This window comes from Pseudoalteromonas sp. Z1A2 (assembly GCF_011378755.1).
Taxonomy (GTDB): Bacteria; Pseudomonadota; Gammaproteobacteria; order Enterobacterales; family Alteromonadaceae; genus Pseudoalteromonas; species Pseudoalteromonas distincta.
Window position 1 is genome coordinate 79,308 of record NZ_WTKX01000007.1, and the last position, 25,605, is coordinate 104,912.

General features: G+C 40.8%; 23 protein-coding genes. 9 read left to right on the forward strand and 14 right to left on the reverse strand.

All coding sequences use genetic code 11. The features are described from left to right. Positions 1–113 precede the first annotated feature (113 nt). Positions 114–1,109, forward strand: coding sequence for an aspartate--ammonia ligase (gene asnA / locus GQR47_RS07255; protein ID WP_165723674.1), 996 nt, complete (start codon positions 114–116; stop codon positions 1,107–1,109). Between the two features lie 39 nt (positions 1,110–1,148). On the opposite strand, the gene GQR47_RS07260 is transcribed toward asnA, so the two are convergent. From GQR47_RS07260 to gmk, 5 genes are all read right to left on the reverse strand, one after another. Continuing rightward, complete coding sequence (locus GQR47_RS07260) at positions 1,149–2,756, reverse strand: FapA family protein (RefSeq protein WP_165723675.1); 1,608 nt, start codon at positions 2,754–2,756, stop codon at positions 1,149–1,151. 151 nt (positions 2,757–2,907) lie between these two features. Next, positions 2,908–3,300: a RidA family protein gene (locus tag GQR47_RS07265; RefSeq protein ID WP_002958826.1), complete on the reverse strand. Its 393-nt coding sequence runs from the start codon at positions 3,298–3,300 to the stop codon at positions 2,908–2,910. Between the two features lie 12 nt (positions 3,301–3,312). Next, positions 3,313–5,418 carry a bifunctional GTP diphosphokinase/guanosine-3',5'-bis pyrophosphate 3'-pyrophosphohydrolase gene (gene spoT, locus GQR47_RS07270; protein ID WP_002958827.1) on the reverse strand — a complete coding sequence of 702 codons (2,106 nt, stop codon included), beginning with the start codon at positions 5,416–5,418 and terminating at the stop codon, positions 3,313–3,315. Between the two features lie 387 nt (positions 5,419–5,805). Next, a complete protein-coding gene (rpoZ, locus tag GQR47_RS07275; RefSeq protein ID WP_002958829.1) occupies positions 5,806–6,081 on the reverse strand; it encodes a DNA-directed RNA polymerase subunit omega in 276 nt (91 codons plus the stop codon). Positions 6,082–6,205: 124 nt separating this feature from the next. Further along, positions 6,206–6,826 (reverse strand): guanylate kinase, encoded by a 621-nt coding sequence (gmk, locus tag GQR47_RS07280; RefSeq protein ID WP_024596677.1) that lies wholly within the window; start codon positions 6,824–6,826, stop codon positions 6,206–6,208. Positions 6,827–7,065: 239 nt separating this feature from the next. On the opposite strand from gmk, the gene GQR47_RS07285 reads away from it, so the two are divergent. Next, a complete protein-coding gene (locus GQR47_RS07285; protein ID WP_165723676.1) occupies positions 7,066–8,541 on the forward strand; it encodes an NAD(P)H-hydrate dehydratase in 1,476 nt (491 codons plus the stop codon). Positions 8,542–8,563: 22 nt separating this feature from the next. On the opposite strand, the gene GQR47_RS07290 is transcribed toward GQR47_RS07285, so the two are convergent. The 4 genes from GQR47_RS07290 to GQR47_RS07305 all read right to left on the reverse strand — a co-directional run bounded on the left by GQR47_RS07290 (position 8,564) and on the right by GQR47_RS07305 (position 12,054). Next, positions 8,564–8,980, reverse strand: coding sequence for a VOC family protein (locus tag GQR47_RS07290; protein ID WP_165723677.1), 417 nt, complete (start codon positions 8,978–8,980; stop codon positions 8,564–8,566). Positions 8,981–9,490: 510 nt separating this feature from the next. Beyond that, the gene (gene groL / locus GQR47_RS07295; protein WP_165723678.1) at positions 9,491–11,131 is read right to left on the reverse strand and encodes a chaperonin GroEL; all 1,641 of its coding nucleotides are present in this window, start codon (positions 11,129–11,131) and stop codon (positions 9,491–9,493) included. Between the two features lie 48 nt (positions 11,132–11,179). Further along, positions 11,180–11,467 carry a co-chaperone GroES gene (locus tag GQR47_RS07300; protein WP_002958836.1) on the reverse strand — a complete coding sequence of 96 codons (288 nt, stop codon included), beginning with the start codon at positions 11,465–11,467 and terminating at the stop codon, positions 11,180–11,182. Between the two features lie 110 nt (positions 11,468–11,577). Then, entirely contained in the window at positions 11,578–12,054 is a 477-nt protein-coding gene (locus tag GQR47_RS07305; RefSeq protein WP_002958838.1) for an FxsA family protein, read from the reverse strand. A 178-nt stretch (positions 12,055–12,232) separates the two neighbouring features. On the opposite strand from GQR47_RS07305, the gene cutA reads away from it, so the two are divergent. The 5 genes from cutA (at position 12,233) to accC (ending at position 16,933) form a co-directional block, all read left to right on the forward strand. Then, on the forward strand, positions 12,233–12,553 hold the full coding sequence (gene cutA, locus GQR47_RS07310) for a divalent cation tolerance protein CutA (protein ID WP_002958839.1): 321 nt from the start codon (positions 12,233–12,235) through the stop codon (positions 12,551–12,553). Beyond that, the gene (locus GQR47_RS07315) at positions 12,553–14,382 is read left to right on the forward strand and encodes a protein-disulfide reductase DsbD (protein WP_165723679.1); all 1,830 of its coding nucleotides are present in this window, start codon (positions 12,553–12,555) and stop codon (positions 14,380–14,382) included. The genes cutA and GQR47_RS07315 overlap by 1 nt, the downstream gene beginning before the upstream one ends. A gap of 228 nt (positions 14,383–14,610) precedes the next feature. Further along, a complete protein-coding gene (aroQ, locus tag GQR47_RS07320; RefSeq protein ID WP_002958841.1) occupies positions 14,611–15,063 on the forward strand; it encodes a type II 3-dehydroquinate dehydratase in 453 nt (150 codons plus the stop codon). Positions 15,064–15,101: 38 nt separating this feature from the next. Beyond that, positions 15,102–15,566 carry an acetyl-CoA carboxylase biotin carboxyl carrier protein gene (accB, locus tag GQR47_RS07325; RefSeq protein ID WP_002958842.1) on the forward strand — a complete coding sequence of 155 codons (465 nt, stop codon included), beginning with the start codon at positions 15,102–15,104 and terminating at the stop codon, positions 15,564–15,566. A 26-nt stretch (positions 15,567–15,592) separates the two neighbouring features. Then, positions 15,593–16,933 carry an acetyl-CoA carboxylase biotin carboxylase subunit gene (gene accC / locus GQR47_RS07330; protein ID WP_002958843.1) on the forward strand — a complete coding sequence of 447 codons (1,341 nt, stop codon included), beginning with the start codon at positions 15,593–15,595 and terminating at the stop codon, positions 16,931–16,933. 208 nt (positions 16,934–17,141) lie between these two features. Here the strand turns inward: accC and GQR47_RS07335 are convergent, their stop codons facing one another. Then, positions 17,142–17,843 carry a FadR/GntR family transcriptional regulator gene (locus tag GQR47_RS07335; protein WP_024596672.1) on the reverse strand — a complete coding sequence of 234 codons (702 nt, stop codon included), beginning with the start codon at positions 17,841–17,843 and terminating at the stop codon, positions 17,142–17,144. Positions 17,844–18,042: 199 nt separating this feature from the next. Between GQR47_RS07335 and GQR47_RS07340 the strand changes: the two genes are divergently transcribed. Together GQR47_RS07340 and GQR47_RS07345 are read left to right on the forward strand one after the other, a co-directional pair. After that, the gene (locus GQR47_RS07340; protein ID WP_165723680.1) at positions 18,043–18,801 is read left to right on the forward strand and encodes an SDR family NAD(P)-dependent oxidoreductase; all 759 of its coding nucleotides are present in this window, start codon (positions 18,043–18,045) and stop codon (positions 18,799–18,801) included. A 3-nt stretch (positions 18,802–18,804) separates the two neighbouring features. Next, a complete protein-coding gene (locus tag GQR47_RS07345; RefSeq protein ID WP_165723681.1) occupies positions 18,805–19,755 on the forward strand; it encodes a 2-dehydro-3-deoxygalactonokinase in 951 nt (316 codons plus the stop codon). Between the two features lie 59 nt (positions 19,756–19,814). Here the strand turns inward: GQR47_RS07345 and glpD are convergent, their stop codons facing one another. The 4 genes from glpD to GQR47_RS07365 all read right to left on the reverse strand — a co-directional run bounded on the left by glpD (position 19,815) and on the right by GQR47_RS07365 (position 25,595). After that, positions 19,815–21,320 (reverse strand): glycerol-3-phosphate dehydrogenase, encoded by a 1,506-nt coding sequence (glpD, locus tag GQR47_RS07350; RefSeq protein WP_165723682.1) that lies wholly within the window; start codon positions 21,318–21,320, stop codon positions 19,815–19,817. Positions 21,321–21,531: 211 nt separating this feature from the next. Beyond that, entirely contained in the window at positions 21,532–23,031 is a 1,500-nt protein-coding gene (gene glpK, locus GQR47_RS07355) for a glycerol kinase GlpK (protein ID WP_033013631.1), read from the reverse strand. Positions 23,032–23,238: 207 nt separating this feature from the next. Beyond that, positions 23,239–24,561 carry a dienelactone hydrolase family protein gene (locus tag GQR47_RS07360; protein WP_165723683.1) on the reverse strand — a complete coding sequence of 441 codons (1,323 nt, stop codon included), beginning with the start codon at positions 24,559–24,561 and terminating at the stop codon, positions 23,239–23,241. Positions 24,562–24,590: 29 nt separating this feature from the next. Continuing rightward, the gene (locus GQR47_RS07365) at positions 24,591–25,595 is read right to left on the reverse strand and encodes a Gfo/Idh/MocA family oxidoreductase (protein WP_165723684.1); all 1,005 of its coding nucleotides are present in this window, start codon (positions 25,593–25,595) and stop codon (positions 24,591–24,593) included. Between the last annotated feature and the right edge of the window lie 10 nt (positions 25,596–25,605).

The window sequence follows — 25,605 nt, forward strand, 5'->3', positions numbered from 1 at the left end:
TGGGATGTTGAATTAATTCATCAAATCGTTACATTAACCTCATTAAAGGCGCTCGTTAGGGCGCTTTTTATCAATTAAGCAAGTAACAATAACTGGGAATGAGGCCAATTATTATGAGTTCACACTATGTGCAGCAACAGCAGCAAATAAGTAAAGTTAAGCAATTTTTTTCACAGCAACTAGAAACCCAACTTGGGCTGGTTGAGGTTCAAGCCCCTATTTTGGCTAAAGTAGGTGACGGCACGCAAGATAACTTAAGCGGCCATGAAAACGCAGTTGCTGTAAATGTAAAAGCGATTACAGATAGCCGCTACGAAGTGGTGCATTCATTGGCTAAGTGGAAACGTAAAACACTAGCAACTTATGGCTTTGGTGTTGGTGAGGGTATTTACACTCAAATGAAAGCTTTGCGCCCAGATGAAGATTCATTAAGTCCTATTCATTCTGTATATGTTGATCAATGGGATTGGGAAAAAGTAATTAACGAAACCACAGAGCGTTCGCTGGCAACACTAAAGCAAACTGTTCAATCTATTTATAAAGGGATAAAAGAGACGGAAGCTTTTGTAAGTGAGTCTTATGGTTTGACGCCTTTTTTACCGGACGACATTAAGTTTGTGCACAGTGAAGAGCTACGTAAAATGTACCCTGACTTTAGCGCTAAACAGCGCGAAAAAGCCATTGCACAAGAATATGGTGCTGTATTTTTAATTGGTATTGGTGGCGCGCTTGGTGATGGCAAAATCCATGATGTAAGAGCCCCAGATTACGATGATTGGTCTACGCCAACATGCGAGCAATACATGGGTTTAAATGGTGATATTTTAGTATGGAACCCAGTACTTGAAGACGCATTTGAAATTTCATCAATGGGTATACGTGTAAGTCCTGAGGTTTTAAAAGCGCAGTTAAGTACAACTGGAGATGAAGACCGCTTAGAGTTTGATTGGCATAAAGCGCTACTACAAAGTAAATTTCCGCAAACAATTGGCGGTGGAATAGGGCAGTCGCGCTTGGCTATGCTCTTGCTACAAAAACAGCATATTGGTCAAGTACAAGTGGGTGTATGGCCGCAGCAAACACATGCTGAGGTAAGCGGTTTACTTTAAATGTGAATAAATTTGAGTGCTCAATAGAGCACTCAGTTATTAGCTTGTTTTGAACTCTATTTCAATTTTGTTATTCAAAAGTTTAACGTTGCACGGAGGGTAATTGCGGATTGTTTTAAGTACTTTATCAAAAATATGAATCTCTACACCTGAATGCAAAACAGAATTTACCGCTAAATTAGCGTCGTTAAGTAAATCGTGTAAGTCGTGATCTAAGTTTGAAAGACGTTTTTCTAATTGCTCTGCCTGCTCACAATAATGCTTTTGAGTAGCACCAATTTTAGTAATTAATAGTTTTTTCTTTTCGGCATCTTTCACTAAATCAGTTTTTTCTAGCGCTGCTTGCAACGTGTCTAGCTGTGCATCTGTTTTAGCTAAGTCTTTAAAGCAATTATCAGTATCAGCGGTTATTTCGGCGCCAGAAGCCGCTAGGTTAATAATCATTTTAGCGCCTGATTCATTCCCTATTTCGCCAGCAATGAGGGTCGTTGCATCGAGTATTTCGCCACCAAATATTTTACCCTTAGGTAAGTCGGATTGACCAACTTGCAGTAAGCGTTTAGCTTTCATTACACAGTGGCTTGTTTGGCGATCAATAAAAATATTATTTGCTTCTAGGTAGCAATACTGTGAATGAGAGACGTGAATATCACCTTGCGCAATAAGCTTACAAGACAGTGATTGTTCGTCGGCTTTTTGATGGCCAATAATGCCTTGTTTAACGGTGATGTTTCCGCCTGCGGTAAGCTCTCCTGATTCAACAGTGCCAAATATAGTAATATCGCCTTTGGCTGTTACTTTCATTCCAGGGTCTATATTGCGGGTAACAATAACACTGCCTTGAAAGTCAATGTGGCCGCTTTTTACGTTTACATCTGAAATGGTAAAAATATCGTCGACACGCATACCATTATTAATTTCAACCGGAACACCTGAAATAGTAGAGACTAGTTCAAGCGGATTTAGCTTTGATATTTCGGTGCCTTCGCCTGCTACTAATTGTTTATTTTCTCCGGGTTTTGCGGGCAGTATGTCACCTATTACGGTGAAGCCTTCTTTACCAGGGGTTGCTGGTTGTTGGCGAATAAGCACAGAGCCTGGCTCTACGCTTGCAAGCTTGCCAAAGTCGCGCATATCCACGCTGCCATCTTCTTTGAGCTTGGGAGTTTTTAAACGGTCTTTTAAAGTCTCTACGGTTGTTATTAGTTTAGTGGCCAAACCATCACTTGGTAGCCTACCTTTAGCTAATACTCCCTTAACGACAGAACCCGCTGTATGCTCAAACTGTTTTTGCAGTAGCAACTCTAAAAATGCTTGCTTATAGCCACGCACAATTCCTGCTTTAACGAGTTGTTTTTTTGCATCTTCTAAACTTAATAATTTTCCGCCTTGGGCAAGGGTTAGCTCGCCAATGGCCAGCATTTTATCGTCGCTAATTGTTACATTTAAAGTGGCATTGTGTTTTGTTGCTACAACCAGAGTGTGTTGTGTGTTTTCGTTTTTAAAAAAATCATTAATAGCGTCATGATCTATTTTGCAGTCGCAAAAAGCTGACTTTTCGAGAGCCTCTAAAATAAATGCAGCGCTGGGAGGAATATGTTCTTTTACATCAAGTAAAACATTTCCATTGTTGGCAAGCTTAAACACGAGTTAATCCTTTTTTACTACTTAAGTTAAGTTTGTTTTTTAAAACACAACTACAGATTGCTAGAAATTTACATTTGAGTCAAGAAGTCACAGAGAACGAAGTGCTAAGAGGGAAAAAAAGGCTATAGAGAGGCTCTATAGCCTGTAATACTTAATTGGTAGAAGGAAGTTCCATTATTCCATCTATTTCAACTTGTGCACCTTTTGGAAGTGCACGAACACCTAATGCAGCTCTCGCTGGGTAAGGTTGCTTAAAGTATTGGCTCATAACTTCATTTACAGTCGCGAAGTTAGATAAATCAGTTAGATAAATATTTATTTTCACTAAATCTTGAATTTGCCCGCCAGCTTCTTCACATACCGCAGTGATATTTTTAAATACCTGATGCGTTTGCTCACTAAAGTCTTCTGAAATCATTTCCATCGTTTCTGGCACTAATGGAATTTGACCAGATAAATAAACAGCGGTGCCTACTTTAACTGCTTGGCTGTAAGTGCCAATGGCAGCAGGTGCTTTGTCGGTAGAGATAAATGCTTTATTCATGTGTTTCCTATTTTACTTTTTACGATAGACTTTTTGTACATCAGGCATAACGCGAATGCGGCGCATAATGTTAGCAACGTGGATACGGTTTTTAACGGTAACCCCTAAATCTATCACGTATAAATTACTTTCTTTTTCATCGGTGGTTATTTCTACAATATTGGCTTGGGTTGTAGTAACAACATTGGTTAATTTAGCCAGAGCCCCCTGATGATTAATAATTTCAACTCTCAGAGCTGCAATATATTCTTTCTCTGGGTTATCGTCCCATTTTACAACTAAGTATTTAGAGCGCTCATTTTCCCAGCCACGGATGTTTTTACATTCTTGGCGGTGAACGGTCAGGCCCTTACCTTGGCTTACATGAGCTGTAATAGCATCGCCAGGTACAGGTCGGCAACACTTAGAGTAATTAACTAGCATGCCCTCAGTACCAATAATGGTCGCTTTGGCTTGGCTGGTAATATCAGTTAAGTCGTCGCTGTCATTTTGTAATAGGCGTTTGGCAATTAACATGCTCATTAGGTTACCAGAGCCAATTTCTACAAGTAATTCAAGAAGCGTTGTTAGTTCGTGCTCCTCAAGTACTCTCGCTATATTTTCATCAGCAATGCTATCTAGTTTGTTTTCACCTAATGCTGAATCAAGTAAGCGGCGCCCTAAAAGCATAGCTTCTTCATGATGCTGGCTTCTAAGGTAGTTACGAACGCCCAAACGCGCTTTACCAGTAACAATAAAGTTTAGCCATGTTGCATTAGGGTGAGCGCCTGAGCTTGTTATTATTTCTATAGTTTGCCCTGTATCTAAGGGCCTACTTAAAGGGTGCGGCTTGCGATTAACGCGAGCGCCTACGCAGGTGTTGCCTACATCTGTATGCACGGCATAAGCAAAATCGACTGCGGTAGCACCCATTGGTAGCTCAACAATACGCCCATCTGGTGTAAATACGTAAATTTCTTCTGGGAATAGCTCAGTTTTTACATTTTCAATAAATTCAAATGATGAACCCGCACTTTGCTGAAGCTCTAATAAGCTCTGCATCCACTGGCGAGCACGTTGCTGCGAAGTATTACCTGCGCCATCACCTGCTTTTTTATACATCCAATGCGCCGCTACACCTTTGTCGGCCATATGATCCATATCATGAGTACGAATTTGAATTTCAACAGGTATACCGTGAGGACCAACTAATGAAGTATGAAGCGATTGGTAACCATTTGTTTTTGGTACTGCAATATAATCTTTAAAGCGTGTTTCAATAGGTTTATAAAGACTATGAGCTACACCTAATACACGATAACACGTATCCATAGAGTCAACTGCAATTCTAAACGCGTAAATATCCATAACTTCGTTAAATAGCAGTTCTTTATTAAGCATTTTTTTATAAATACTATATAAATGTTTTTCACGGCCTGACACAGTTGCTTTAATGCCTGATTCTTCAAGACGTGCTTCTATTTCATGTTGGATATTAGTAATAACTTCTTTGCGATTACCGCGTGCTTTAGCAACTTCCGATTTAAGTGCGCGATGACGCATAGGATATAAAGCTTGAAAACCTAAGTCTTCAAGTTCATTTTTAATATCGTGAATACCTAAGCGGTTTGCAATTGGTGCGTAAATTTCTAGTGTTTCACGCGCTATTCTGCGGCGCTTATCTGGGCGCAATGCGCCTAAAGTACGCATATTGTGTGTTCTATCAGCAAGCTTGATTAAAATGACTCGAATATCTTGAGTCATTGCCATAATCATTTTGCGGTAGTTTTCAGCTTGGAATTCTTTTTTATCTTTAAAGCTAAGCTTATCGAGCTTACTCACACCTTCAACTAGCTCTGCAACAGTTTCGCCAAATATCTCGGCTAAATCTTGTTGACTAAAATCAGTATCTTCAATTACATCATGCATTAGCGCGGCCATGAGCGTTTCATGGTCAAGATGCATGCCTGCAAGAATTTGGGTTACTTCTACTGGGTGCGTTATGTAAGGTTCGCCACTCGAGCGAGTTTGTCCTTCATGGGCCTCTCGGGCTACCACGTAAGATTTTTGAACCAGCTCTACATCAGCAGCGGGCAAGTATTCTGAGATTTTCTTTTTAAGACCTTCAAAAAGATACATTCACACTCCAATGTTCTAGGGCCTGTTGACCTTTCAGGATTAAAATTTGTTCAATCTAGGGGCGATTTAATTGTGGCGCGAGGTTTTTAGCCTAGCGGGCTAAGTAAAAATCGAGCAACAAAGAGTAAAGTGCCCCTAGGCAGAACCCTTTAGGCAGCGCATGTTTTGCATTTATGCTGCGTTATCGCCTATTTATGGGGAATAACCACACTACATAGGCTCTGCCTTGCCTAAATACCAAACATACTACTGCAAATTTAACCTCGAAAGATAAACAGCCCTAGTGAAGCAAATTAGGTAAGCTACGAATATACGATGAAAAGAGAGGATTGCCAACGGCTATAGTAGAAATACTGCGCCGTTGGCTAAATCAGACCGGGAGGTCGATTATTGGTTGCCACCAACAATAGCAGCAACAGCAGCTAATTCAGCTGCTTCTTGGTGTTGTTGTTCTTCACGGTCAATTAAGTCCATTGAAGAGCTATCAACTAAACCTAGTTCAATTTCACGTAAAGCAACTACCGTTGGCTTATCGTTTTCAGGGTCTACTAGTGGAGTTTTACCACCAACAGCAATTTGGCGGGCACGACGAGCCGCAACTAAAATTAAGTCAAAACGATTACCAACTGCATCTACTGCATCTTCAACTGTTACGCGGGCCATCACAGCACTCCAAAAATAATTTAAATCAAAGACGTAGTTTACTGCAAGCAGCCACTTTCGCCAATAGCCAGTGTTCAATTTTTATCAGTTTTACTTGTCTAAGCCTGATTTAAATAGACTTAAATTATTTAAGCAGGCTATTTAGTAAAACTTGATGGCGTTCTTCTTGCGCTTTTAGGGTTAAGCGCTGAGCCATTACAATCATTTCTATGTCGCCAAGCGCGCTCTCAAAGTCATCATTAACAATTACATAGTCGTATTCGTTATAATGTGATGTTTCAGATTGTGCTTTTGCCATACGAGAGGCAATAACCTCAGCCGAATCTTGGCCACGATTATTTAAGCGTTGCTCTAACTCTTCTTTTGAAGGAGGTAGTATAAAAATAGTTTTCACGCTTGGCATTATTTCGCGCACTTGTTGCGCGCCTTGCCAATCAATATCTAAAAACACATCAATACCCGCATCAAGTTGCGACTCAATAGCCTGCTTTGATGTGCCGTAGTAATTGTCAAACACTTGGGCCCATTCAAAAAAGTCATCTTTGGCAATAAGCGCTTTAAACTCATCTGTAGATGCAAAGTGATAATGCACACCATTTTCTTCGCCTGGGCGAGGGGCGCGAGTTGTATGTGATACAGATACTTTCATATCAGCGTGTTTTTTTAATAACGCATTGATTAAGCTTGATTTACCAGCACCTGAAGGGGCTGATAAAATAAATAAGTTACCGCGAGTTTGTGCCATGCTTTTCTCTACCTAAAAATAAACAGGCTTGGATTACAAGTAAACCAAGCCTTTAATTAACTGCATTATACTTTAATTAGCTCACCTTGCTCAAGTTAGGCGTGCTCAAGTGAGCTATGCCCAAGTTGAAGCGGGAGTGTTAGACTTTAAATAAAATTGCAGTTTAAATTTATCAACAGAACTAGCCGCTAGATATAAGTATTTGATAAGGTGAAGTATCACCTAGTAAAGGAGCCTTTATGCTTAATAAAACCTTATTTACCGCACAACAAGTAAGAGACAATGAAGCTTTAGCGGCTAAAAACAGTCATTGTGATTTATTTACCCTAATGCAGCGAGCAGGAGAGGCTGTATATAAGCAATGGCAGTTATTTGATGCGCAGCATACATTAGTCATTGTTGGCCATGGTAACAACGCTGGAGACGGTTACGTTGTAGCTAGGCTTATTATGCAATCAGGTAAAAAGGTAACAGTATGCGCTGCTGAACCCGAAAAAACATTAAAAGGTGATGCTGCAAAAGCGCAGCAGCTATGGATAGAAGCGGGTGGGGTGGTTTCTCATTTTACAAAAGATGCTCTTAATGAGTGCGATATCGTTATTGATGCGCTCCTTGGTACTGGGCTTAATAGCGCCGTGCGCGATAATTTTGCGAATATAATTAACGCTGTAAATAACAGTGGTAAGCCTGTAATAAGCATTGATATTCCATCAGGCATTGAAGCAAATACAGGACAGCCTTTAGGGTGCGCAGTACAAGCTACTTCAACCGTTACTTTTGTAGGTATAAAGCAAGGGCTCACAACGACGGCAGGTAAACAATATAGCGGTAAGTTAGTTTTTGATGATTTAGCAATTGGCGATGCGTTTACTTGTATAGCTCAATCATCAGGAACCTTGATAAATATTAATAGCTTTAAAGGAATTGCCACGCGGGCAATCAATAGTCACAAAGGCAGCCATGGCAAGCTTTTATGTGTTGGTGGCAATCAAGGTACTGCAGGTGCAATTAGGTTAAGTAGTGAAGCAGCTCTTAGAACGGGTGCTGGCATGGTAAGGGTGTATACACACGAAAGCTCAATAACACCTATTAGCATTGGCAGACCAGAGCTTATGGTAAGCAGTAATAACCTACATCAAGCGCTAGAGTGGGCAAGCTGTGTTGTTATTGGCCCAGGGCTTGGGCAAGACGAGTGGGCACAACAAACATTCGATGAAGTAATGCAATATTGCCAAAACAATAAAATGCCATTGGTTATAGATGCAGACGCCCTTAATTTACTCGCTAAGCAAGCCTCATCGTATGTGTTAGAGCAATGCGTACTTACGCCACATCCAGGCGAAGCTTCGCGACTGCTAAGTGTTAGTACCAGCGACATAGAATCAGACCGCTTTAATTATGCTCGCCTTTGCGCCAAGCGCTATAACGCGACTTGTGTATTAAAAGGCGCAGGAACATTAATAGATAATGCCCAGCACACGTGGGTGTGTGAAGATGGCAACCCAGCACTGGCCGTTGGCGGTAGTGGCGATGTACTCACTGGTATTATTGGGGCATTACTTGCTCAAGGTTTAACTATTGATGAAGCAGCACGCTATGGCGTAACACTGCACGCTAAAGCTGGTGATATCGCAAGTGAGCGAGACGGGCAAAGAGGAATGCTACCCAGTGATTTATTCGCAATTGTAAGAGAGTTAGTTAATAAAGTGACGTGAGTTAAAGCGTCACTTTACATAACTAATTATTAGGCTGCAGTAAATCCCATTTTGTACCATAGAGGTCTTCAAAAACCACTACGGTGCCATAGGGTTCTACTCTAGGCTCTTCGTTAAATGTAACGCCTTTAGAAAGCATTAAATTATAATCTCGCCAGAAATCATTAGTATGCAAAAATAAAAACACGCGACCACCCGTTTGATTACCAATAGCGCTCATTTGTTCGGGTGTTGTGGCTTTAGCAAACAGTAGATTAGTCCTGCTCGAATTAGCCCTGTTTGAATTTGGAGGTGAAATTAACACCCAACGTTTACCATCTCCTAAGTTAGTATCCTCGACTAATTCAAAATTTAGCTTTTGAGTATAAAACTCAATGGCATCGTCGTAGTCCTTAACAACTAATGCAATGCTGCCGATATGCTGTTGAACGTTAGTCATATTTGGTTTACTCCGTACTATTAAATAAATGTGCTTTTTATCATATTTAGCAAACGATCAAGTAGGGTATATGCCCGCAGTATGTAATATGAATTAACTTACGAGTTCGTCTTCATCATCGGGTGGATCACCTGAGTCTTCTTTGCGTTTTTTTTGTTCTTGTTTTGCTTTTTGTACATTTTCGTATGTAGGCGGTGGGATAGGAATAATAGAAATAAGCGGAAAGAATGCTAAAAATAAATAAGCCCCTTAGACATACTTTTACCCCACGTGACCATTTTGAGCATAGCCCAAACTACGAATGAAAATAACCCAGTTACAAGGGCAACAAAAACAAAGAAGATGAATATTGTGTTATTACTTAATAAATCCATTTAATATAAATCTTAGTTATACGTAACTTAGGTATGGGTATAAATTAAACAATATCAATGATTTTTATACTAAAAAGCAAAAAACCAGCCGAAGCTGGTTTTTTATATAAGGGAGGTGCTTAAACGGTGATGTTTATCACATCATTCCGCCCATACCACCCATTCCGCCCATATCAGGTGCACCAGCAGATTCGTCTTTAGGGATTTCAGCTACCATTGCTTCAGTAGTGATCATTAGACCCGCAATAGACCCTGCAAACTGTAGCGCAGAGCGTGTTACTTTAGTTGGATCTAGGATACCCATTTCAATCATGTCGTTGTATTCGCCAGTTGCTGCGTTGTAACCGTAGTTACCATCGCCGCCTTTAACTGCGTTAATTACAACTGATGCTTCGTCGCCTGCGTTAGTTACGATTTGACGAAGTGGTGCTTCCATCGCACGAAGTGCAACTTTAATACCGTGGTTTTGATCTTCGTTGTCGCCAACTAAATCAACTAGCTTGCTAGCAGCACGTACAAGTGCAACACCGCCGCCAGGTACTACGCCTTCTTCAACCGCTGCACGAGTTGCATTTAATGCATCTTCAACGCGGTCTTTTTTCTCTTTCATTTCGATTTCAGTAGCAGCACCTACTTTGATAACTGCAACACCGCCAGCTAGTTTAGCCATGCGCTCTTGAAGTTTTTCTTTATCGTAGTCAGATGTAGCTTCTTCAATTTGTGCTTTAATTTGAGAAACACGACCAGTAATACCCGCTTCTTCGCCAGCACCATCAATGATAGTTGTATCATCTTTAGTGATAATTACGCGTTTAGCTGTACCTAGGTCTTCAACTGTTGCTTTTTCAAGCTCTAAGCCGATTTCTTCAGAAATAACAGTACCGCCAGTTAATACAGCAATATCTTGTAGCATTGCTTTACGACGATCGCCAAAGCCAGGTGCTTTAACAGCTGATACTTTAACAATACCGCGCATGTTATTAACTACTAATGTAGCTAGTGCTTCGCCTTCAAGGTCTTCTGCAATGATTAGTAGTGGTTTACTTGCTTTAGCAACCGCTTCTAATGTTGGTAATAATTCACGGATGTTAGATATTTTTTTATCTACAAGTAGAATAAATGGGTTATCTAGTTCAACAGTGCCTTTTTCTGGGCTGTTGATAAAGTAAGGAGATAAGTAACCACGGTCAAACTGCATGCCTTCAACAACATCTAGTTCGTTTTCAAGTGATTGACCTTCTTCTACAGTAATAACACCACTGTTGCGGCCTACTTTTTCCATTGCTTGAGCAATGATATTACCAATCTCTTGATCAGAGTTAGCTGAAATAGTACCTACTTGTGCAATTGCTTTAGTATCAGAACAAGGAACAGATAACGCTTTAAGCTCTGCAACAGCAGCAATAACTGCTTTGTCGATGCCGCGCTTAAGATCCATTGGATTCATGCCTGCTGCAACAGCTTTAAGGCCTTCATTAACAATAGACTGTGCAAGTACTGTAGCGGTAGTTGTACCATCGCCGGCTGCATCATTTGCTTTAGATGCAACTTCTTTAACCATTTGTGCGCCCATGTTTTCAAACTTGTCTTCAAGTTCGATTTCTTTTGCTACAGATACACCATCTTTAGTGATAACTGGAGAGCCAAATGATTTATCTAGTACAACGTTACGGCCTTTAGGACCTAATGTAACTTTTACTGCGTTTGCCAGGATGTTTACGCCAGTTAGCATTTTAGCGCGTGCGTCACCTGCAAAAAGTACTTCTTTTGCTGCCATGTTTTAAATTCCTCTAAATTCTTAAATGTTTATAAACGAAAAGTAGGTTTAGCCTACAATGCCTAAAATATTATCTTCACGCATGATCAGGTACTCTTGACCTTCGATCTTTTCAACTTTTTCAACATATGAGCCAAATAACACAGTGTCACCGGCTTTAACTTCTAACGCTCTCACGTCACCGTTATCTAAAACGCGACCATTACCTACGGCTACAACTTCTCCGCGAGTTGATTTTTCAGCTGCAGAGCCAGTTAATACAATACCGCCAGCAGATTTTGTTTCTTCTTCTAGACGTTTAACGATTACGCGATCTTGTAAAGGACGAATGTTCATGTTTTTTAGTTCTCCTAACAGTTTCTGAACAGTACAGAAAAAAGCTTTTCTAATTTGCATTCATTAATGGGGGTAGAGTGTGAAATTCCAAGAGAAAAAATGATAAATTTTTAATCTTTTCGCTCATATTCGCCATCAATAGTCGTTGGTCGTTCCATTTGCCCTTGCTCTCGTTCAGCATGTTGCTGCCCAGCAAACGGCGATGGCCCTTGTTGCCTACCTGCGCTCATTCTAACAGTTGCTTGGCTAGCAAGGCCTGCGGCCAGTTTGTTACGAATTGCAGGCGTTAATAATAGTAACCCAAACACGTCGGTCATAATGCCAGGGGTAAGTAATAATACCCCTGCAATTACAACGCATATTCCGGTAAATAATTCTTTGGCTGGCATTTGCCCTTGCGCCATTTGCGCTTGTACGTTTTGCAGCGCACCCATACCTTGTGTTTTAACCATTTTGGCACCTAAAATCGCGGTAATAACAACAAGTGCAATTGTTGCAAATCCGCCAATCACATCGCTTACTTGAATCAGCAAAGCGATTTCGATAATAGGGATGATGATAAACAACACAAATAAAAATCTAAACATAGCGCTCTCTAAATAATGACACTCAAAAGAGTTGATGAAATATAAATGAGGGTGACTAGGTCTCTTTTCAAGGTTAGGGCATAGGTATAGTCATTTTACTGATATTTAAGCGTCTACACATTGTATCGGCTATCAGATACTATGAAGCTAGACACTGTCCAATAAGAATAGGTTCATAATGACTACGCATTTTAAAATGATTTTTACGACTTGCAAAGACGAAGCAGAAGCACGCAGCCTAGCAAGGGCGTTGGTAGAAAAAAAGCTAGCAGCTTGTGTAAATATTTTACCTAACATGGGCTCTATTTATATGTGGGAGGGCGAAGTAGCAGAAGCAACTGAAGCCAAGCTACTTATAAAAACAAAAGCAGATAAAATGAACGATGTGTTTTTAACAATAAAAGAGCTACATAGCTACGAAGTGCCGGAGATTCAGGTTGTAGAAGTTTCAACCGGTAATTTGGCGTATTTTAATTGGATGGACGAGGTACTGAATTAATGCGTTTTTTCTTTTTATTGTTGGTTACATTATTAACTGTACCCGTAAAGGCTGCGACTAATAATGTGCTTGGTGATCTACTTGGGCCTCCGCAACAGACTTTTTTACCTGTAGACCAAGCGTTTGTTTTTGATTTTGACCAGCAAGGCAGTACCTTGTTTGTAGGTTGGGATATAGCGCCAGACTATTATTTATATAAAAAGAAAATAGAAATTATCGCCAAAGGTGCAAACATTCAAGTAGGCGACTCTGGCCGTGGCGAAATTATTGAAGATGAATTTTTTGGTAAAACAGAGGTTTTTTTTAATTCCGCGAGTGTTATTAGTAAGCTAAGTAATATAACCGAAGGCGCCGTGGTTAAAGTTCGTTACCAAGGCTGTGCAAAAGCAGGGCTTTGCTATCCACCAGAAGTAATTAGCATCCCACTTAGTGTTATTAGTGGCGCACAGGTTAAAAATGTAGATCAAAATAGCGCCACTGATGAAGCGGCAACTGCGCAAAGTACATTTGCAGCACTCAACGAGCCAACTACTGAACCTACAACAAATTCGGATGATACCGAAAAAGAGCTCACTTTTACTGAGCAATTAGCAAGTCAGGGCTTAATAACTAATTTACTCATATTTTTTGTTGTTGGTGTAGGCCTTGCTTTTACGCCCTGCGTATTCCCTATGTTTCCTATTTTGTCGAGCTTAATTGCGGGTCAGCAAAACCTTTCAACTAAAAAAGCGTTTGCGTTGTCGTTTGTATATATACAAGGTATGGCAGTTACCTATGCAGCGCTTGGTTTAGTTGTTGCGGCGCTTGGTGGGCAAGTTCAGGGGTATTTACAGCATCCATTTGTACTAGTTAGCTTTAGTTTACTATTTGTATTATTGGCTATGTCGATGTTTGGTTGGTACGAAATAAAACTGCCAAGCAGTATGATGAGCAAGCTAACCCAAGTAAGTAACAATCAAAAAGGCGGCAACTACGTTGGCGTATTTTTAATGGGCGTACTGTCGGGGCTAATTGCATCACCGTGTACTACAGCGCCACTGTCGGCGGCGCTCTTATTTGTTGCGCAAAGTGGTGATTACTTAGTAGGTGGTTTAACACTATACGTGCTTAGTTTAGGTATGGGGTTACCACTTTTATTACTTGGTACATCTGGCGGTAAATTGCTGCCTAAAGCAGGTGGTTGGATGGAGCAAGTTAAAACCTTGTTTGGTTTTGTGATGCTCGTTGTGCCGCTTATATTACTTGAGCGACTAGTGAGCGCCGACATTATATTATTAATGGCCGGTGTGCTTGCATTAGCAACGGCACTTTACCTACATCACTGGCAAAGTAGCCAAACACAAAGCAAGTTAAAAACTGCATTGTGGTTTGTTGCAACGCTATTAGTTATGACAGGGTTTACGTTAACTAAAAACTACTTTTGGTCAGTACAAGCTGTGCAAGTAAACTCACAAAGTAATGAGTTTAAAAAGGTGGCGGATTTAGCTGAGCTAAAAGAGGCCGTAGCGCAAGCGAGTAATGAAGGTCGAATGGTTATGGTCGACTTATATGCTGACTGGTGTGTGGCGTGTAAAGAGTTTGAGCATTACACGTTTCCAGATGCCAAAGTGCAAAGTGAATTTAGCCATTATCAGCTAATTCAAGTTGATTTAACTAACAGTGACAATAAAACAATTGAGTTAATGGAAGAGTACACCGTGTTTGGTTTACCTAGTATTTTGTTTTTTAACAGCCAAGGTAAAGAGCTAACTACACAACGTGTAACCGGCTTTTTAAACGCAGAAGATTTTGCTAAACACCTTGCTACAGTGCGCGCCAGCGCACAATAATAGTGCAATAGAGCCACTTGGATATACCAAGTGGCTTACGACTCCCTCCTAGTTATTCGTTCCCAAAATAGAGATTGGACCAGTATTTTGCTGCTATTTACATCGAAATCACTATAATAGTTGGTTAACGTGAGAATTTGTTGCTACATTACTTTTTTCTGCTTACTTAAAAGCGAAAAACTACTTAGCAACCGCTTAACTCATTACTTATAGGATATATCGCGTATTATGGCTGCAAAATTTAACCTTTTAGTTATAAATGGTCCAAATTTGAACATGCTTGGCAAACGTGAACCGGATAAATACGGTTTTCAAACGCTAAGTGAAATTATGAGCGAACTAACCAGTGCCGCTGATAGTCTAGATGTTGAGTTAGCACATTTTCAAAGTAATAGTGAGCAAGCCCTCATTGAGCGAATACACAGTGCTTGGCAAGCGGTTGATTACATAATAATTAACCCTGCTGCATTTACGCATACAAGCGTTGCATTACGTGATGCATTGCTAAGTGTTGATATTCCGTTTTTTGAAGTGCACTTAAGTAATGTGCACGCACGTGAAGCCTTTCGTCATCATTCGTATTTTTCTGATGTGGCACAAGGCGTGATATGTGGATTAGGTGCAATGGGTTACCACGCAGCATTAAATGCAGCTGTGAGCCGGTTGAAAAACTCGATTTAATTTTAAATTAACACACAAACAAACAGGCGGGTCGTGTAATGGATATTCGCAAGATAAAGAAGCTTATCGAATTAGTAGAAGAATCAGGTATTGCTGAGCTAGAAATCACTGAAGGTGAAGAATCAGTACGTATTAACCGTAACAACATGAGCGCAGGCCCTGGTTACCCGCAATTTGCTCCACAGCAATATGCACCAGCGCCAGCAGCCCCTGCTCCAGTTGCAGCAGCTCCTGTAGCAGTTGAAGCAGCAGCTCCAGCAGAACCTACTGGCCATCAAGTTAAATCACCAATGGTTGGATCTTTCTATGCAGCAGCGTCTCCTGAAGCTCCAGCGTATGTAGAAGTTGGTCAGCAAGTTAAAGTTGGCGATACGCTTTGTATTATCGAAGCTATGAAAATGATGAACCAAATTGAGTCAGATAAAGCCGGTACAGTAAGAGCTATCTTAGCTGAAAATGGCGAGCCAATAGAATTTGATCAACCTCTATTCATCATTGAATAATAGCGTAACCTAAAAGGCCAACTCTAATGTTAGATAAAGTAGTCATTGCAAACCGAGGTGAAATTGCACTTCGTATATTGCGCGCCTGCAAAGAGCTTGGGATCAAAACGGTTGCTGTGCATTCAACGGCGGATCGCGATCTTAAGCATGTATTGCTTGCAGATGAAACCATCTGTATTGGTAGACCATCAGCAACTGAAAGTTATTTAGATATCCCGCGCATTATTGCTGCGGCTGAAATAACTGACGCTGTAGCGATTCATCCAGGTTACGGTTTCCTTGCAGAAAACGCTGATTTTGCCGACCAAGTTGAGCAAAGTGGTTTTGTATTTATTGGTCCAAAAGGTGACACTATTCGCCTTATGGGTGATAAAGTTTCTGCTATTTCAGCAATGCGTAAAGCAGGCGTTCCATGTGTACCAGGGTCTGATGGTCCGGTATCAGATGATAAAGAACGTAACATGCAAATCGCTAAACGAATCGGTTACCCGGTAATCATCAAAGCCGCTGGTGGCGGTGGTGGTCGTGGTATGCGTGTTGTTCGTAGCGAATCTGAACTTATTGATTCAATTGCATTAACACAGCAAGAAGCTAAGCAGTTCTTTGGTAATAGCATGGTTTACATGGAGAAATTCCTTGAAAACCCACGCCATATCGAAGTTCAAGTATTAGCAGATGGCCAAGGTAATGCAGTACATTTAGGTGAACGTGATTGTTCTATGCAACGTCGTCACCAAAAAGTAGTTGAAGAAGCACCAGCGCCAGGTATTACTGCAGAAACACGTAAATTTATTGGTGAACGCTGTACACGTGCATGTATCGAAATCGGTTACCGCGGTGCAGGCACGTTTGAGTTTTTATACGAAAACGGCGAGTTTTACTTCATCGAAATGAATACACGTATTCAGGTTGAACACCCTGTAACTGAAATGGTTACTGGTATTGATTTAATCAAAGAGCAGTTAAAAATTGCTGCGGGTCAACCATTATCATTCACGCAAGACGACGTTGTTATTCGTGGTCATGCTATTGAGTGTCGTATTAATGCTGAAGACCCTGAAACGTTTATCCCTTCACCGGGTAAAATTACACGTTTCCATCCTGCTGGTGGCTTAGGTATTCGTTGGGACAGCCATATTTACGCTGACTATACGGTTCCACCACATTACGATTCAATGATTGGTAAGTTAATCACTTACGGTGAAAACCGTGACGTAGCTATTGCCCGCGCGCGCAATGCACTTAACGAGCTAGTAATTGACGGAATTAAAACTAATACTCCTTTGCATAAGAGAATTCTTGCAGATGAAAACTTCCAAAATGGTGGTACTAACATCCACTATCTTGAGAAGAAATTAGGATTGTAATTCTAGCTTGTAAAAAGGCGTTTTATCTTAGTTAATAACCCGAGTTATTAAGCTGATTTAAATAATTGAAAATCCGATATCAGGAGATTGATATCGGATTTTTTAATGCCTGTAATTTAAGTTTTATAGGCAATAAAAAAGTCCATAAAATATACTGAAAAGAGTAAATTCGATGGACTCAATATTTATATAATATGTTGAACTAACATTACACTAATTTAGATTCAATTAACTGTAGTGCTTCTTCTAAAATTGTTTCTACTGCTTTTTTAGCGCGCTCAGGATCGCGTGACTTTATAGTCTCTAAAATATCAGCGTGCTTAGCAACATCTGCGCCCGGTACACCTTTAATGTGGTTTGTATAACGAATACTTACTCTAAGAGCTGTACTAATAAACTCAGTTAACTGCACAAAAAAGCGATTGTTACTGGCCACTAATATGCTGGTATGAAAAGCAATGTCGGCTTCTAATGGGTCGTCTAAGCCTTCGTCTGCTTCAGCCATACGGGCTAAGGCACTATCTATATCAGCGAGTTGTTCAGCAGTTGCATTTAGTGCTGCAAGAGCGGCCGCTTGTGGTTCAAGGGCTACGCGTACTTGAGTAAACTCTTTTAATAACGACAGTGATGGCTTACTGCTTAAAATCCAACGTAGTACGTCGGTATCAAACATGTTCCAGCTACTTTCAGGTAATACACGAATACCTTGCTTAGGACGCGATGAAATTAACCCTTTAGCAGAGAGCATTTTTACCGCTTCGCGGGTAGCGCTGCGACTTACATCATACTTTATACATAAATCGGCTTCAGAAGGCAGGCCTTCGCTTACAGGGTAAACACCACGCACAATAGCAAAACCCAAATCGTGGGTTAATTGTTGTGTTAAATTTTGACGGGGTTGGCTTTTCATTGCGCAGGATTCCGAGTTGATATATTGCTTTATTATATATCATATATCATATTAATGTACTTAAGGATATGATATAAACTTTTAATTAGTTAAATATTTTAGCACAGCAATAACAACTTAGTTTGGCTCTTTATACTGTAAATGTAAGTTTATAAAGGGTTTAATTAAAATTGAAAATGCGCTGTATGGAGAGTTGAATTTGAACACCCTAGCTCAATATCATAGTCTTTCTGGTAAAGTTATTTTTATTACAGGCGGTGCATCAGGCATTGGTAAAGCAATGGTTAAATCCTTTGTAAACCAAAATGCAAAAGTAGCATTTATAGATATTGATGATAAGGCTGCGCAATCGCTTATTCGTGATTTACCCAATGCAAAACTATGGTATAGGCAAGTTGATGTAACTGACTCTCATGCACTTCAGCAATCACTTGTGGATGCATGCGCCGCTTTTGGTGCCATTAATGTACTAGTTAATAATGTAGCGAACGATCGCCGTCAAGCAAGCGAAGACGTTACAGTGCAAGACTGGGATCAGTGCTTACAAATAAACTTAAACCCTGCATTTTTTGCCTCTCAAGTTGCTATGTCTTTTATGAAGGGCGATGGAGCGGGCAGTATCATTAACTTTAGTTCTATTAACGCTATTATGGGGCAACCTCAAATGGCAGGCTATGTAACCGCAAAAGCAGGCCTAATAGGTATGACTAAGGCACTGGCTCGCGATTACGGCGAGTTTGGTATTCGCGTTAACGCTATTTTACCAGGGTGGGTGGCTACCGACCGTCAACTAGCAAGCTGGTTTACCGAAGAAGAGCAAGTTAAGTGGATGGAAGCCATGGCGCTTAAAAAATTAGTAACTCCTGAAGATGTTGCCAATTTGGCACTCTTTTTAGCCGCCGATGAAAGCAGTATGATCACAGGGCAAAGTATTAAAATTGACGGTGGGAGGCTTTAAAGCTTGGCTACTTCATCTCTTTTTATTGCTGTTGACTGGGGCACGAGCCATTTACGCGCTTATTTGTGCGAAGTACAAGCGCAATCAACACTTAAACTATTAGCACAACGTGATGGCCCTGGCGTTGTTAAGGCAAATCAAAATTTTGAGCAAACCCTAATCGACACCATTGCAGTGTGGAAGCAAGAATATGGCAGCTTACCTATATATATTGCTGGGCAAATTACCTCAAGCATCGGCTGGCACGAAACACCTTATTTAGAATGCCCAATTAATCCCGAAGGGTTACTTAATGCTGCGGTTAGCTTTGATTGCGATGGACATATTATTAAAGCGTTACCTGGCACAAAGTGTACGCTGCAAAATGGCTTGTTTGATGTAATGCGCGGTGAAGAGCTGCAAATTTTAGGGTTTTTAAAGCAAAACCCAGAGTATCAACAAGGTAAAATATTACTCTGTTTGCCTGGCACACATACCAAATGGGTGCTTATAAACAATGGCGAAATCATTTGCTTTAAAACAGCCATGACCGGTGAGTTATATGATTTGTTATGTCATCAAAGTGTTTTAATTCCTAACGACTGTGCAGAAGGTGAGTTTGACTTTAAAGCATTTGAGCAAGGCTGTGAGCTAACTTTAGGTAGTGATAGCGGTAACTTGGCACATGGTATTTTTAGTGTGCGTACCCGCCAGCTTTCAAAGGAGTTAACGCCAGTACAAGCTAAAGCCTATTTGTCGGGTGTATTAATTGGCAGCGATGTACGAGCAGCTCGCCACGCTAGTGAATGGCAATTATTAAGTGATACACAAGTTGTGGTGATTGGCACAAAGCAGCTGAATAAGTGTTTTACTACGGCGCTTAACCAAATAGGTGTGAAGTGTGTTGAATTTGATATTAAAACAGCGACGCTTAGTGGCTTTAATTATTTATTTAATTTAGAGTCAAAAAAATAAACCCCTTTATAACGGTTAAATTATAAAGGGGTTAACAGGAAGCTATTATAACTTGATAGTTAAGCGCTTTTAGCTGCTTGGTTATGCTCAATATAATCATTAAGCGCAGCAACTTGCGCCTCATTAAAACGTAGTCCTAATTTACTGCGGCGCCATAAAATATTGTATGCGTTTTCTGCCCACTCTTCATTTAGCAAGTAATCTACTTCTGCTGCAAATAAACCATGGCCAAAATCCTGGCCTAAATCACTCAGCCCAGTTGCACTACCTAAAATATGTTTAGCACGAGTACCATAAGTGCGTACAAAGCGTTTAAGTGTTATTTCAGGTAGCCATTCGTATTTTGCTTTTAGCTCTGATTTAAGTGCTTCTACAGAGCTAAAATCACCACCAGGGAGCGGACTATGTTTGGTCCACGCATTGCTCATTTGCGGATAAAAATCTTCAAGCTTATTAACCGCAGCTTCGGCAAGTTTGCGATAAGTTGTAATTTTTCCGCCAAACACACTCAGTAGAGGTGTTTGCTTAGCATCACTCGAAAGCTCTAATTTATAATCGCGAGTAACGGCTTGTGCATTAACTGATTCGTCATCAAGTAATGGGCGTACACCAGAAAAGGTATGTACTATGTCTTCGCGTTTAATCGGTTGTTTAAAGTAGGTATTAGTAATATCAATTAAGTAATCAATTTCTTCATCACTAATTTTAACGTCTTGTGCTTCACCTTTGTGTTCTACATCGGTTGTGCCAATAAGTGAGAAGTCATCTTCAAACGGAATAACAAACACAATACGCTGATCTTTATTTTGTAAAATATAAGCTTGTTTTTCATCGTGAATACGAGGCACTACAATGTGGCTACCTTTTACAAGGCGAATATTTTGTGGTGATTTTTCTGTTAGTGCTTCGTCAAATAATTTAGCAACCCAAGGACCCGCAGCATTAACAATCCCTTTGGCAGAAATGGTGTATTTAGCTTTACTCTTTTGTTGCTCAAGGGTTACCTGCCATTTACCTTGCTCACGTTTAGCATGTACACACTTAGTTTGCGTGGTAATAACAGCACCTTTTTGCTGCGCTGCTAGGGCGTTTAAAACGACTAGGCGAGAGTCATCAACCCAGCCATCTGAGTATTCAAAACCTTTAGTAATAGAGGGTTCTAAAACGCTATTTTCACCAAATTTAATGCTTCGAGAACCCGCTAGTGTTTCGCGTTTTGCTAGGTTGTCATACATAAACAAGCCAATACGAATCATCCACGCAGGGCGGAGGTGTTTTTGATGCGGCAATCTAAAGGTTAGCGGCCACATAATATGAGGTGCGTTTTTAAGTAGCACTTCACGCTCTGCTAGCGCTTCTTTTACTAATCTAAATTCGTAATGCTCAAGGTAGCGCAGACCGCCGTGGATCAGCTTAGAACTGTTTGAAGATGTTGCACAGGCAAGGTCTGATTGTTCGCACAATAGAACTTTTAACCCTCTGCCAGCTGCATCAGCTGCTATTCCAGTGCCGTTTACACCGCCACCGATGACTAGTAAGTCATATTCGTTATCTGCTAATTCCACCGAGCTAACCTTTTTATTTGTAATATAAATAAGATATAAACATCATAAAGCTGCTGTTTTCATTTGACAATAGAAAACCCAGTTTTTTATTCGTTAATTTTGACGCCAATCCATTTTCAATTTAAAGCAGTAAAACATGCCTTTTAAATCTAGCATGTAGCTAAGTTAAAAAAGCAAAGTGGCTAAAGTACTGGCCTTAACCACTTAGTATTTACTGCGGGCAGTTTTTATTCGTTAAGCACACTTGAGCTACGCAGTGCTGCCATTTTGCGTATAGATCGTTACGCTCGTCGGCACTCATGGTGGGCTCAAAGCGACGGTCGCATGTCCACATTTTAGATAACTGTTCAGTTGACTCGTACACACCTGCTTGCAAGCCTGCTAAATAAGCGACCCCTAAAGAGGTGGTTTCGGTCACTGTTGGTCGCTCAACTGTTGCACCTAAAATATTTGATAAAAAGGTCATAACCCAATTATTTTTTACCATACCGCCATCTACACGAAGCACACTTGGGCGAAGGCCATCACGCTCCATCGCTTTTTGTAAATCTTTGGTCTGGTAGCCAACTGATTGCAGCGCTGCAGCAACAATAGTGCTAATACCAGAGTCGCGTGTTAGCCCTAAAATAGCGCCACGTGCATTAGGGTCCCAATAAGGAGCGCCTAAACCAGTAAACGAAGGCACTAAAAATACACCATGATCGAGCGGTACATCTTTAACCATCGACTCACTTTCGCCAGCATGGCTAAGTAGTTTTAAGCCTTCAACAATCCACTGCATAGTTGCGCCAGCCATAAATATACTGCCTTCAATGGCGTAAGTTGGCTTGCCGTTTAATCTATAAGCAACAGTGGTCAGTAAGCGGTTTTCTGAGGTCAGTGCTTTTTCGCCAGTGTTAAGCATTAAAAAACAGCCAGTACCGTAAGTACTTTTAGCCATGCCTTGTTCAAAACATGCGTGTCCTACAAGCGCAGCTTGTTGATCGCCTGCAATACCACAAACACGAATTGGCGCGCCAAAAATGTCAGCGCTGGTTGAACCAAACTCGTCAGCTGAATCCATTACTTCTGGCAGCATAGATTCTGGAATATCGAATAACTCTAAAAGCTCTTGATCCCACTGCTGGGTATGAATATTAAATAACATGGTGCGCGATGCATTGGTTGCATCGGTTCGGTGCTCTTTACCGCCAGTTAGCTGCCAAAGTAGGTAAGTGTCAACCGTACCGAAGGCGAGTTCGCCTGCAAGGGCTTGTTCGCGTGCGCCTTCAACGTTATCTAAAATCCAACGAACTTTAGTGGCCGAAAAATAAGGGTCGAGTAATAAGCCTGTTTTATCGCTTATTGTTTGGCAAAGCTCATCAGTTGTTAGGCTTTCGCAATAGTCACTGGTGCGACGGTCTTGCCATACAATAGCGTTATAAATTGTTTTGCCTGTTTTTTTGTTCCATACCAAAGTGGTTTCGCGCTGATTGGTGATACCAATGGCAATAATTTCTTCAGGCTTTACATCGTTTTTAGTTAACACTTCGCGACTAGTGCTAAGCACTGTTTGCCAAATATCGTTAGGGTCGTGTTCTACCCAACCATTTTGTGGAAAATGCTGCGAAAATTCTTGTTGTGCTGTACCAAAAACGTCTGCATCTTTTGTAAACAAGATGGCCCGAGAGCTTGTGGTTCCTTGATCAATTGAGAGTATGTATTTGGACATGATATTTGTGTTATTTATCTTATCTTATATATGACTAGATTGCCTTTAACCGAAGTTAATGGCAATGGTTTTTTCTTAAAATAGCAGATTAAAAAATAAACACGCCAATATTTGCTGGTAACTCTTTTATATAAAAGGCGTTTTATTTTTGCATTATTTTAAGGGCGTATGCGGCTATTGATTAAAACAACCGCTTAAAGCTTATTATTACTTGGTGTGAGGTTTAGCTTGTTGCCAATCCATACCGGTAGAAAAGCGATTATCAAACCCGCGCCACTGTGGCAGCGGCTTACCATCAACAACAGCTTGGTCGCCGTTTTGTGGTAAATCTAAGTATTTACACTCGCTGGCTATGCCTTTTACGTGGCAATCCATCATGGCAAGTACAAAGTGTTTGTTGGTCTCGTTTAGTGTGCGCATAGACCACGAAGGCTCATAGTAATGGCCTATATCTAGCTCACTGCTGCTTTGTGCAATAGCAGGGGCTGGGTGTGGTGCTATATTATGGCGTGCATTTTTGTAAGTAAGCATGTACTTATCTTTGCTGCCTGTTTGTTCATAAAGACTTTTAATGCCTTCATAGCCTGAAATGTCATCTAAGTCACCAGCTACATAAAGCGAAGGTACTTTAATATTTTCCATTGCTTTGGCATCAAATATAGCGTGCTGTCCGCCCCATGGTGCAAAGGCCACCATCGCTTTTATACGAGGGTCTATTTTTGGGTTTTGGTATTGTCCACCAGCGCAGCTGTTTAGTAATTGCTGTACTTTTTTAATTTGAGCTGGGTCTTTCATACCCGTAAACATAGCCGTAGTTTGCTCATTAAAAGCGTAACAACCACCTATCGTATTTACCGCGCCATAGCCACCCATTGAGTAACCAATTACACCTGCGCTTTTGTTATCTACCTGCTTGCTGGCAAAGTTGTTTTGCTCATTAAAGTAATTAATTACAAACTGCTGATCGCGTGAGCGATTTATAAGCGTGCTAAAAAAGCCAGAAAACGGTGCGTTTTCAAAATCAACATCGGCATTGGTTGAGTCAGTATGGTCAATAGCTACCACAATGTAACCGTGCGACGCTAAATGCTCGCCAAGGTAGTACATAATTGTACGGTAACCGGTATAACCGTGCGAAAGCACTATCACAGGGTAGTGCTCTTTATTATTAATGGCGACATCACGCATTGCATCGGCTTGCAAAGTAAACTCTTTACCTGAGCGAGTTTCATCTGTGTAGCTGCTAAGTGGCGCTTTTGCTGTATTTGCAGCCGGATACCACACCTCTACTTTTAAAGGACGATCTTTTTGACCTTGTGTAGCGGGGTCAAATTGCGCAGGGTTAACTAAATCAAGTGTTTGCACACCTACATTGTAGCTACCTTTAGCTGCAAGCTCTGGCAGTACTTCGCTAGTGATTGGCGGGTATAGCTGCTCTGGTTTATTAGATTCAGCAACAGCTACACTGGCAGATAAACTGCACGTTGCAAGTAATATGGCTTTTGAAAGCGCCTTGAGTGTGTGTGTCATTGTGTGTCCTTGTTGTGTATTTTTATTTTTTAATTTGTCAGTTCAGCCGACTCGACGACATTGCTATATTGCAGCAGCCACTGTGCTCGCAAGGTATCCATTATGTTCATAACTCGTAAGCTAGTACTGAGGGGCAACACGCTGCTTTGGGTTTGTTTTTGTAATATACACTGCGTTACATGTGCAATTTCAAACTTAAAGTTTTCATCGTCACTAAAGTTGTATTCAAAGTACTGAGGGTCTTGGTCTTTTATGTGTAGCTTTAGCGTTTGTGCACCTACAAACTGAGGTATTCGAATATAGCCAAGCTCACCATTAATACATGCTTCTGTTGGGCCATTTTGCTGCAGTGCGCTGGCAAGAGATGCAAATTGCCCGTTACCGTAATCAACTATAGCAGTGCTTCGCTCATCAACGCCGGTTGTGCTTTTATGTACAAAGGATTTGATGTGTTCAGGGGTTTTATTAAATACCACATCAGCAATCGAAATAGGATAAATACCTAAATCGAGCAGGGCGCCACCCGCTGTTACAGGGTTCATTAATCGGTGAGTGTCGGCAAAGCTGCCAGGTAAACTAAAGTTGGCATTAACACTGTGCACATTACCAATAACACCTTCACTTAGGAGCTGTTGTAATTTTACTATGGCTGGTAAAAACCGCATCCAAACGCCTTCCATTAAAAAGCAGTTTTGTTGCTTGGCAAGCTCAGTGAGACTTTGCAACTGCTTAGCATTAACGGTGATTGGTTTTTCGCTTAGCACGTGCTTATTGTGTTTTAAGCATTGGGCTATCGTTTTAAAGTGTTGATCGTGGGTATTGGCAATATAAATAGCATCTATATTTGGGCATTGCATAAGAGCTTGATAGCTTTCATAGCCTTGAATATTGTACGGTGTGGCAAATTCTTTAGCGCGCTGTATACTCGTTGATGCCGCGCCAATAAGCTGTGCATCACTGCAATGCGCAATGCTTGTAGCAAAGGTGTGAGCTATATTGCCACACCCAATAATTCCCCAATTAACCTTTGCCATGCTTATTCCT

Bases quoted from the DNA above. Each gene is read 5' to 3' on its own strand.
- aroQ (WP_002958841.1), top strand. From the start codon at position 14,611: ATGGCTGCAAAATTTAACCTTTTAGTTATAAATGGTCCAAATTTGAAC.
- GQR47_RS07300 (WP_002958836.1), bottom strand. From the start codon at position 11,467: ATGAACATTCGTCCTTTACAAGATCGCGTAATCGTTAAACGTCTAGAA.
- GQR47_RS07285 (WP_165723676.1), top strand. From the start codon at position 7,066: ATGCTTAATAAAACCTTATTTACCGCACAACAAGTAAGAGACAATGAA.
- GQR47_RS07365 (WP_165723684.1), bottom strand. From the start codon at position 25,595: ATGGCAAAGGTTAATTGGGGAATTATTGGGTGTGGCAATATAGCTCAC.
- accB (WP_002958842.1), top strand. From the start codon at position 15,102: ATGGATATTCGCAAGATAAAGAAGCTTATCGAATTAGTAGAAGAATCA.
- accC (WP_002958843.1), top strand. From the start codon at position 15,593: ATGTTAGATAAAGTAGTCATTGCAAACCGAGGTGAAATTGCACTTCGT.
- rpoZ (WP_002958829.1), bottom strand. From the start codon at position 6,081: ATGGCCCGCGTAACAGTTGAAGATGCAGTAGATGCAGTTGGTAATCGT.
- cutA (WP_002958839.1), top strand. From the start codon at position 12,233: ATGACTACGCATTTTAAAATGATTTTTACGACTTGCAAAGACGAAGCA.
- groL (WP_165723678.1), bottom strand. From the start codon at position 11,131: ATGGCAGCAAAAGAAGTACTTTTTGCAGGTGACGCACGCGCTAAAATG.
- spoT (WP_002958827.1), bottom strand. From the start codon at position 5,418: ATGTATCTTTTTGAAGGTCTTAAAAAGAAAATCTCAGAATACTTGCCC.
- GQR47_RS07335 (WP_024596672.1), bottom strand. From the start codon at position 17,843: ATGAAAAGCCAACCCCGTCAAAATTTAACACAACAATTAACCCACGAT.
- gmk (WP_024596677.1), bottom strand. From the start codon at position 6,826: ATGGCACAAACTCGCGGTAACTTATTTATTTTATCAGCCCCTTCAGGT.
- GQR47_RS07265 (WP_002958826.1), bottom strand. From the start codon at position 3,300: ATGAATAAAGCATTTATCTCTACCGACAAAGCACCTGCTGCCATTGGC.
- GQR47_RS07315 (WP_165723679.1), top strand. From the start codon at position 12,553: ATGCGTTTTTTCTTTTTATTGTTGGTTACATTATTAACTGTACCCGTA.
- glpK (WP_033013631.1), bottom strand. From the start codon at position 23,031: ATGTCCAAATACATACTCTCAATTGATCAAGGAACCACAAGCTCTCGG.
- GQR47_RS07290 (WP_165723677.1), bottom strand. From the start codon at position 8,980: ATGACTAACGTTCAACAGCATATCGGCAGCATTGCATTAGTTGTTAAG.
- GQR47_RS07305 (WP_002958838.1), bottom strand. From the start codon at position 12,054: ATGTTTAGATTTTTATTTGTGTTGTTTATCATCATCCCTATTATCGAA.
- GQR47_RS07360 (WP_165723683.1), bottom strand. From the start codon at position 24,561: ATGACACACACACTCAAGGCGCTTTCAAAAGCCATATTACTTGCAACG.
- asnA (WP_165723674.1), top strand. From the start codon at position 114: ATGAGTTCACACTATGTGCAGCAACAGCAGCAAATAAGTAAAGTTAAG.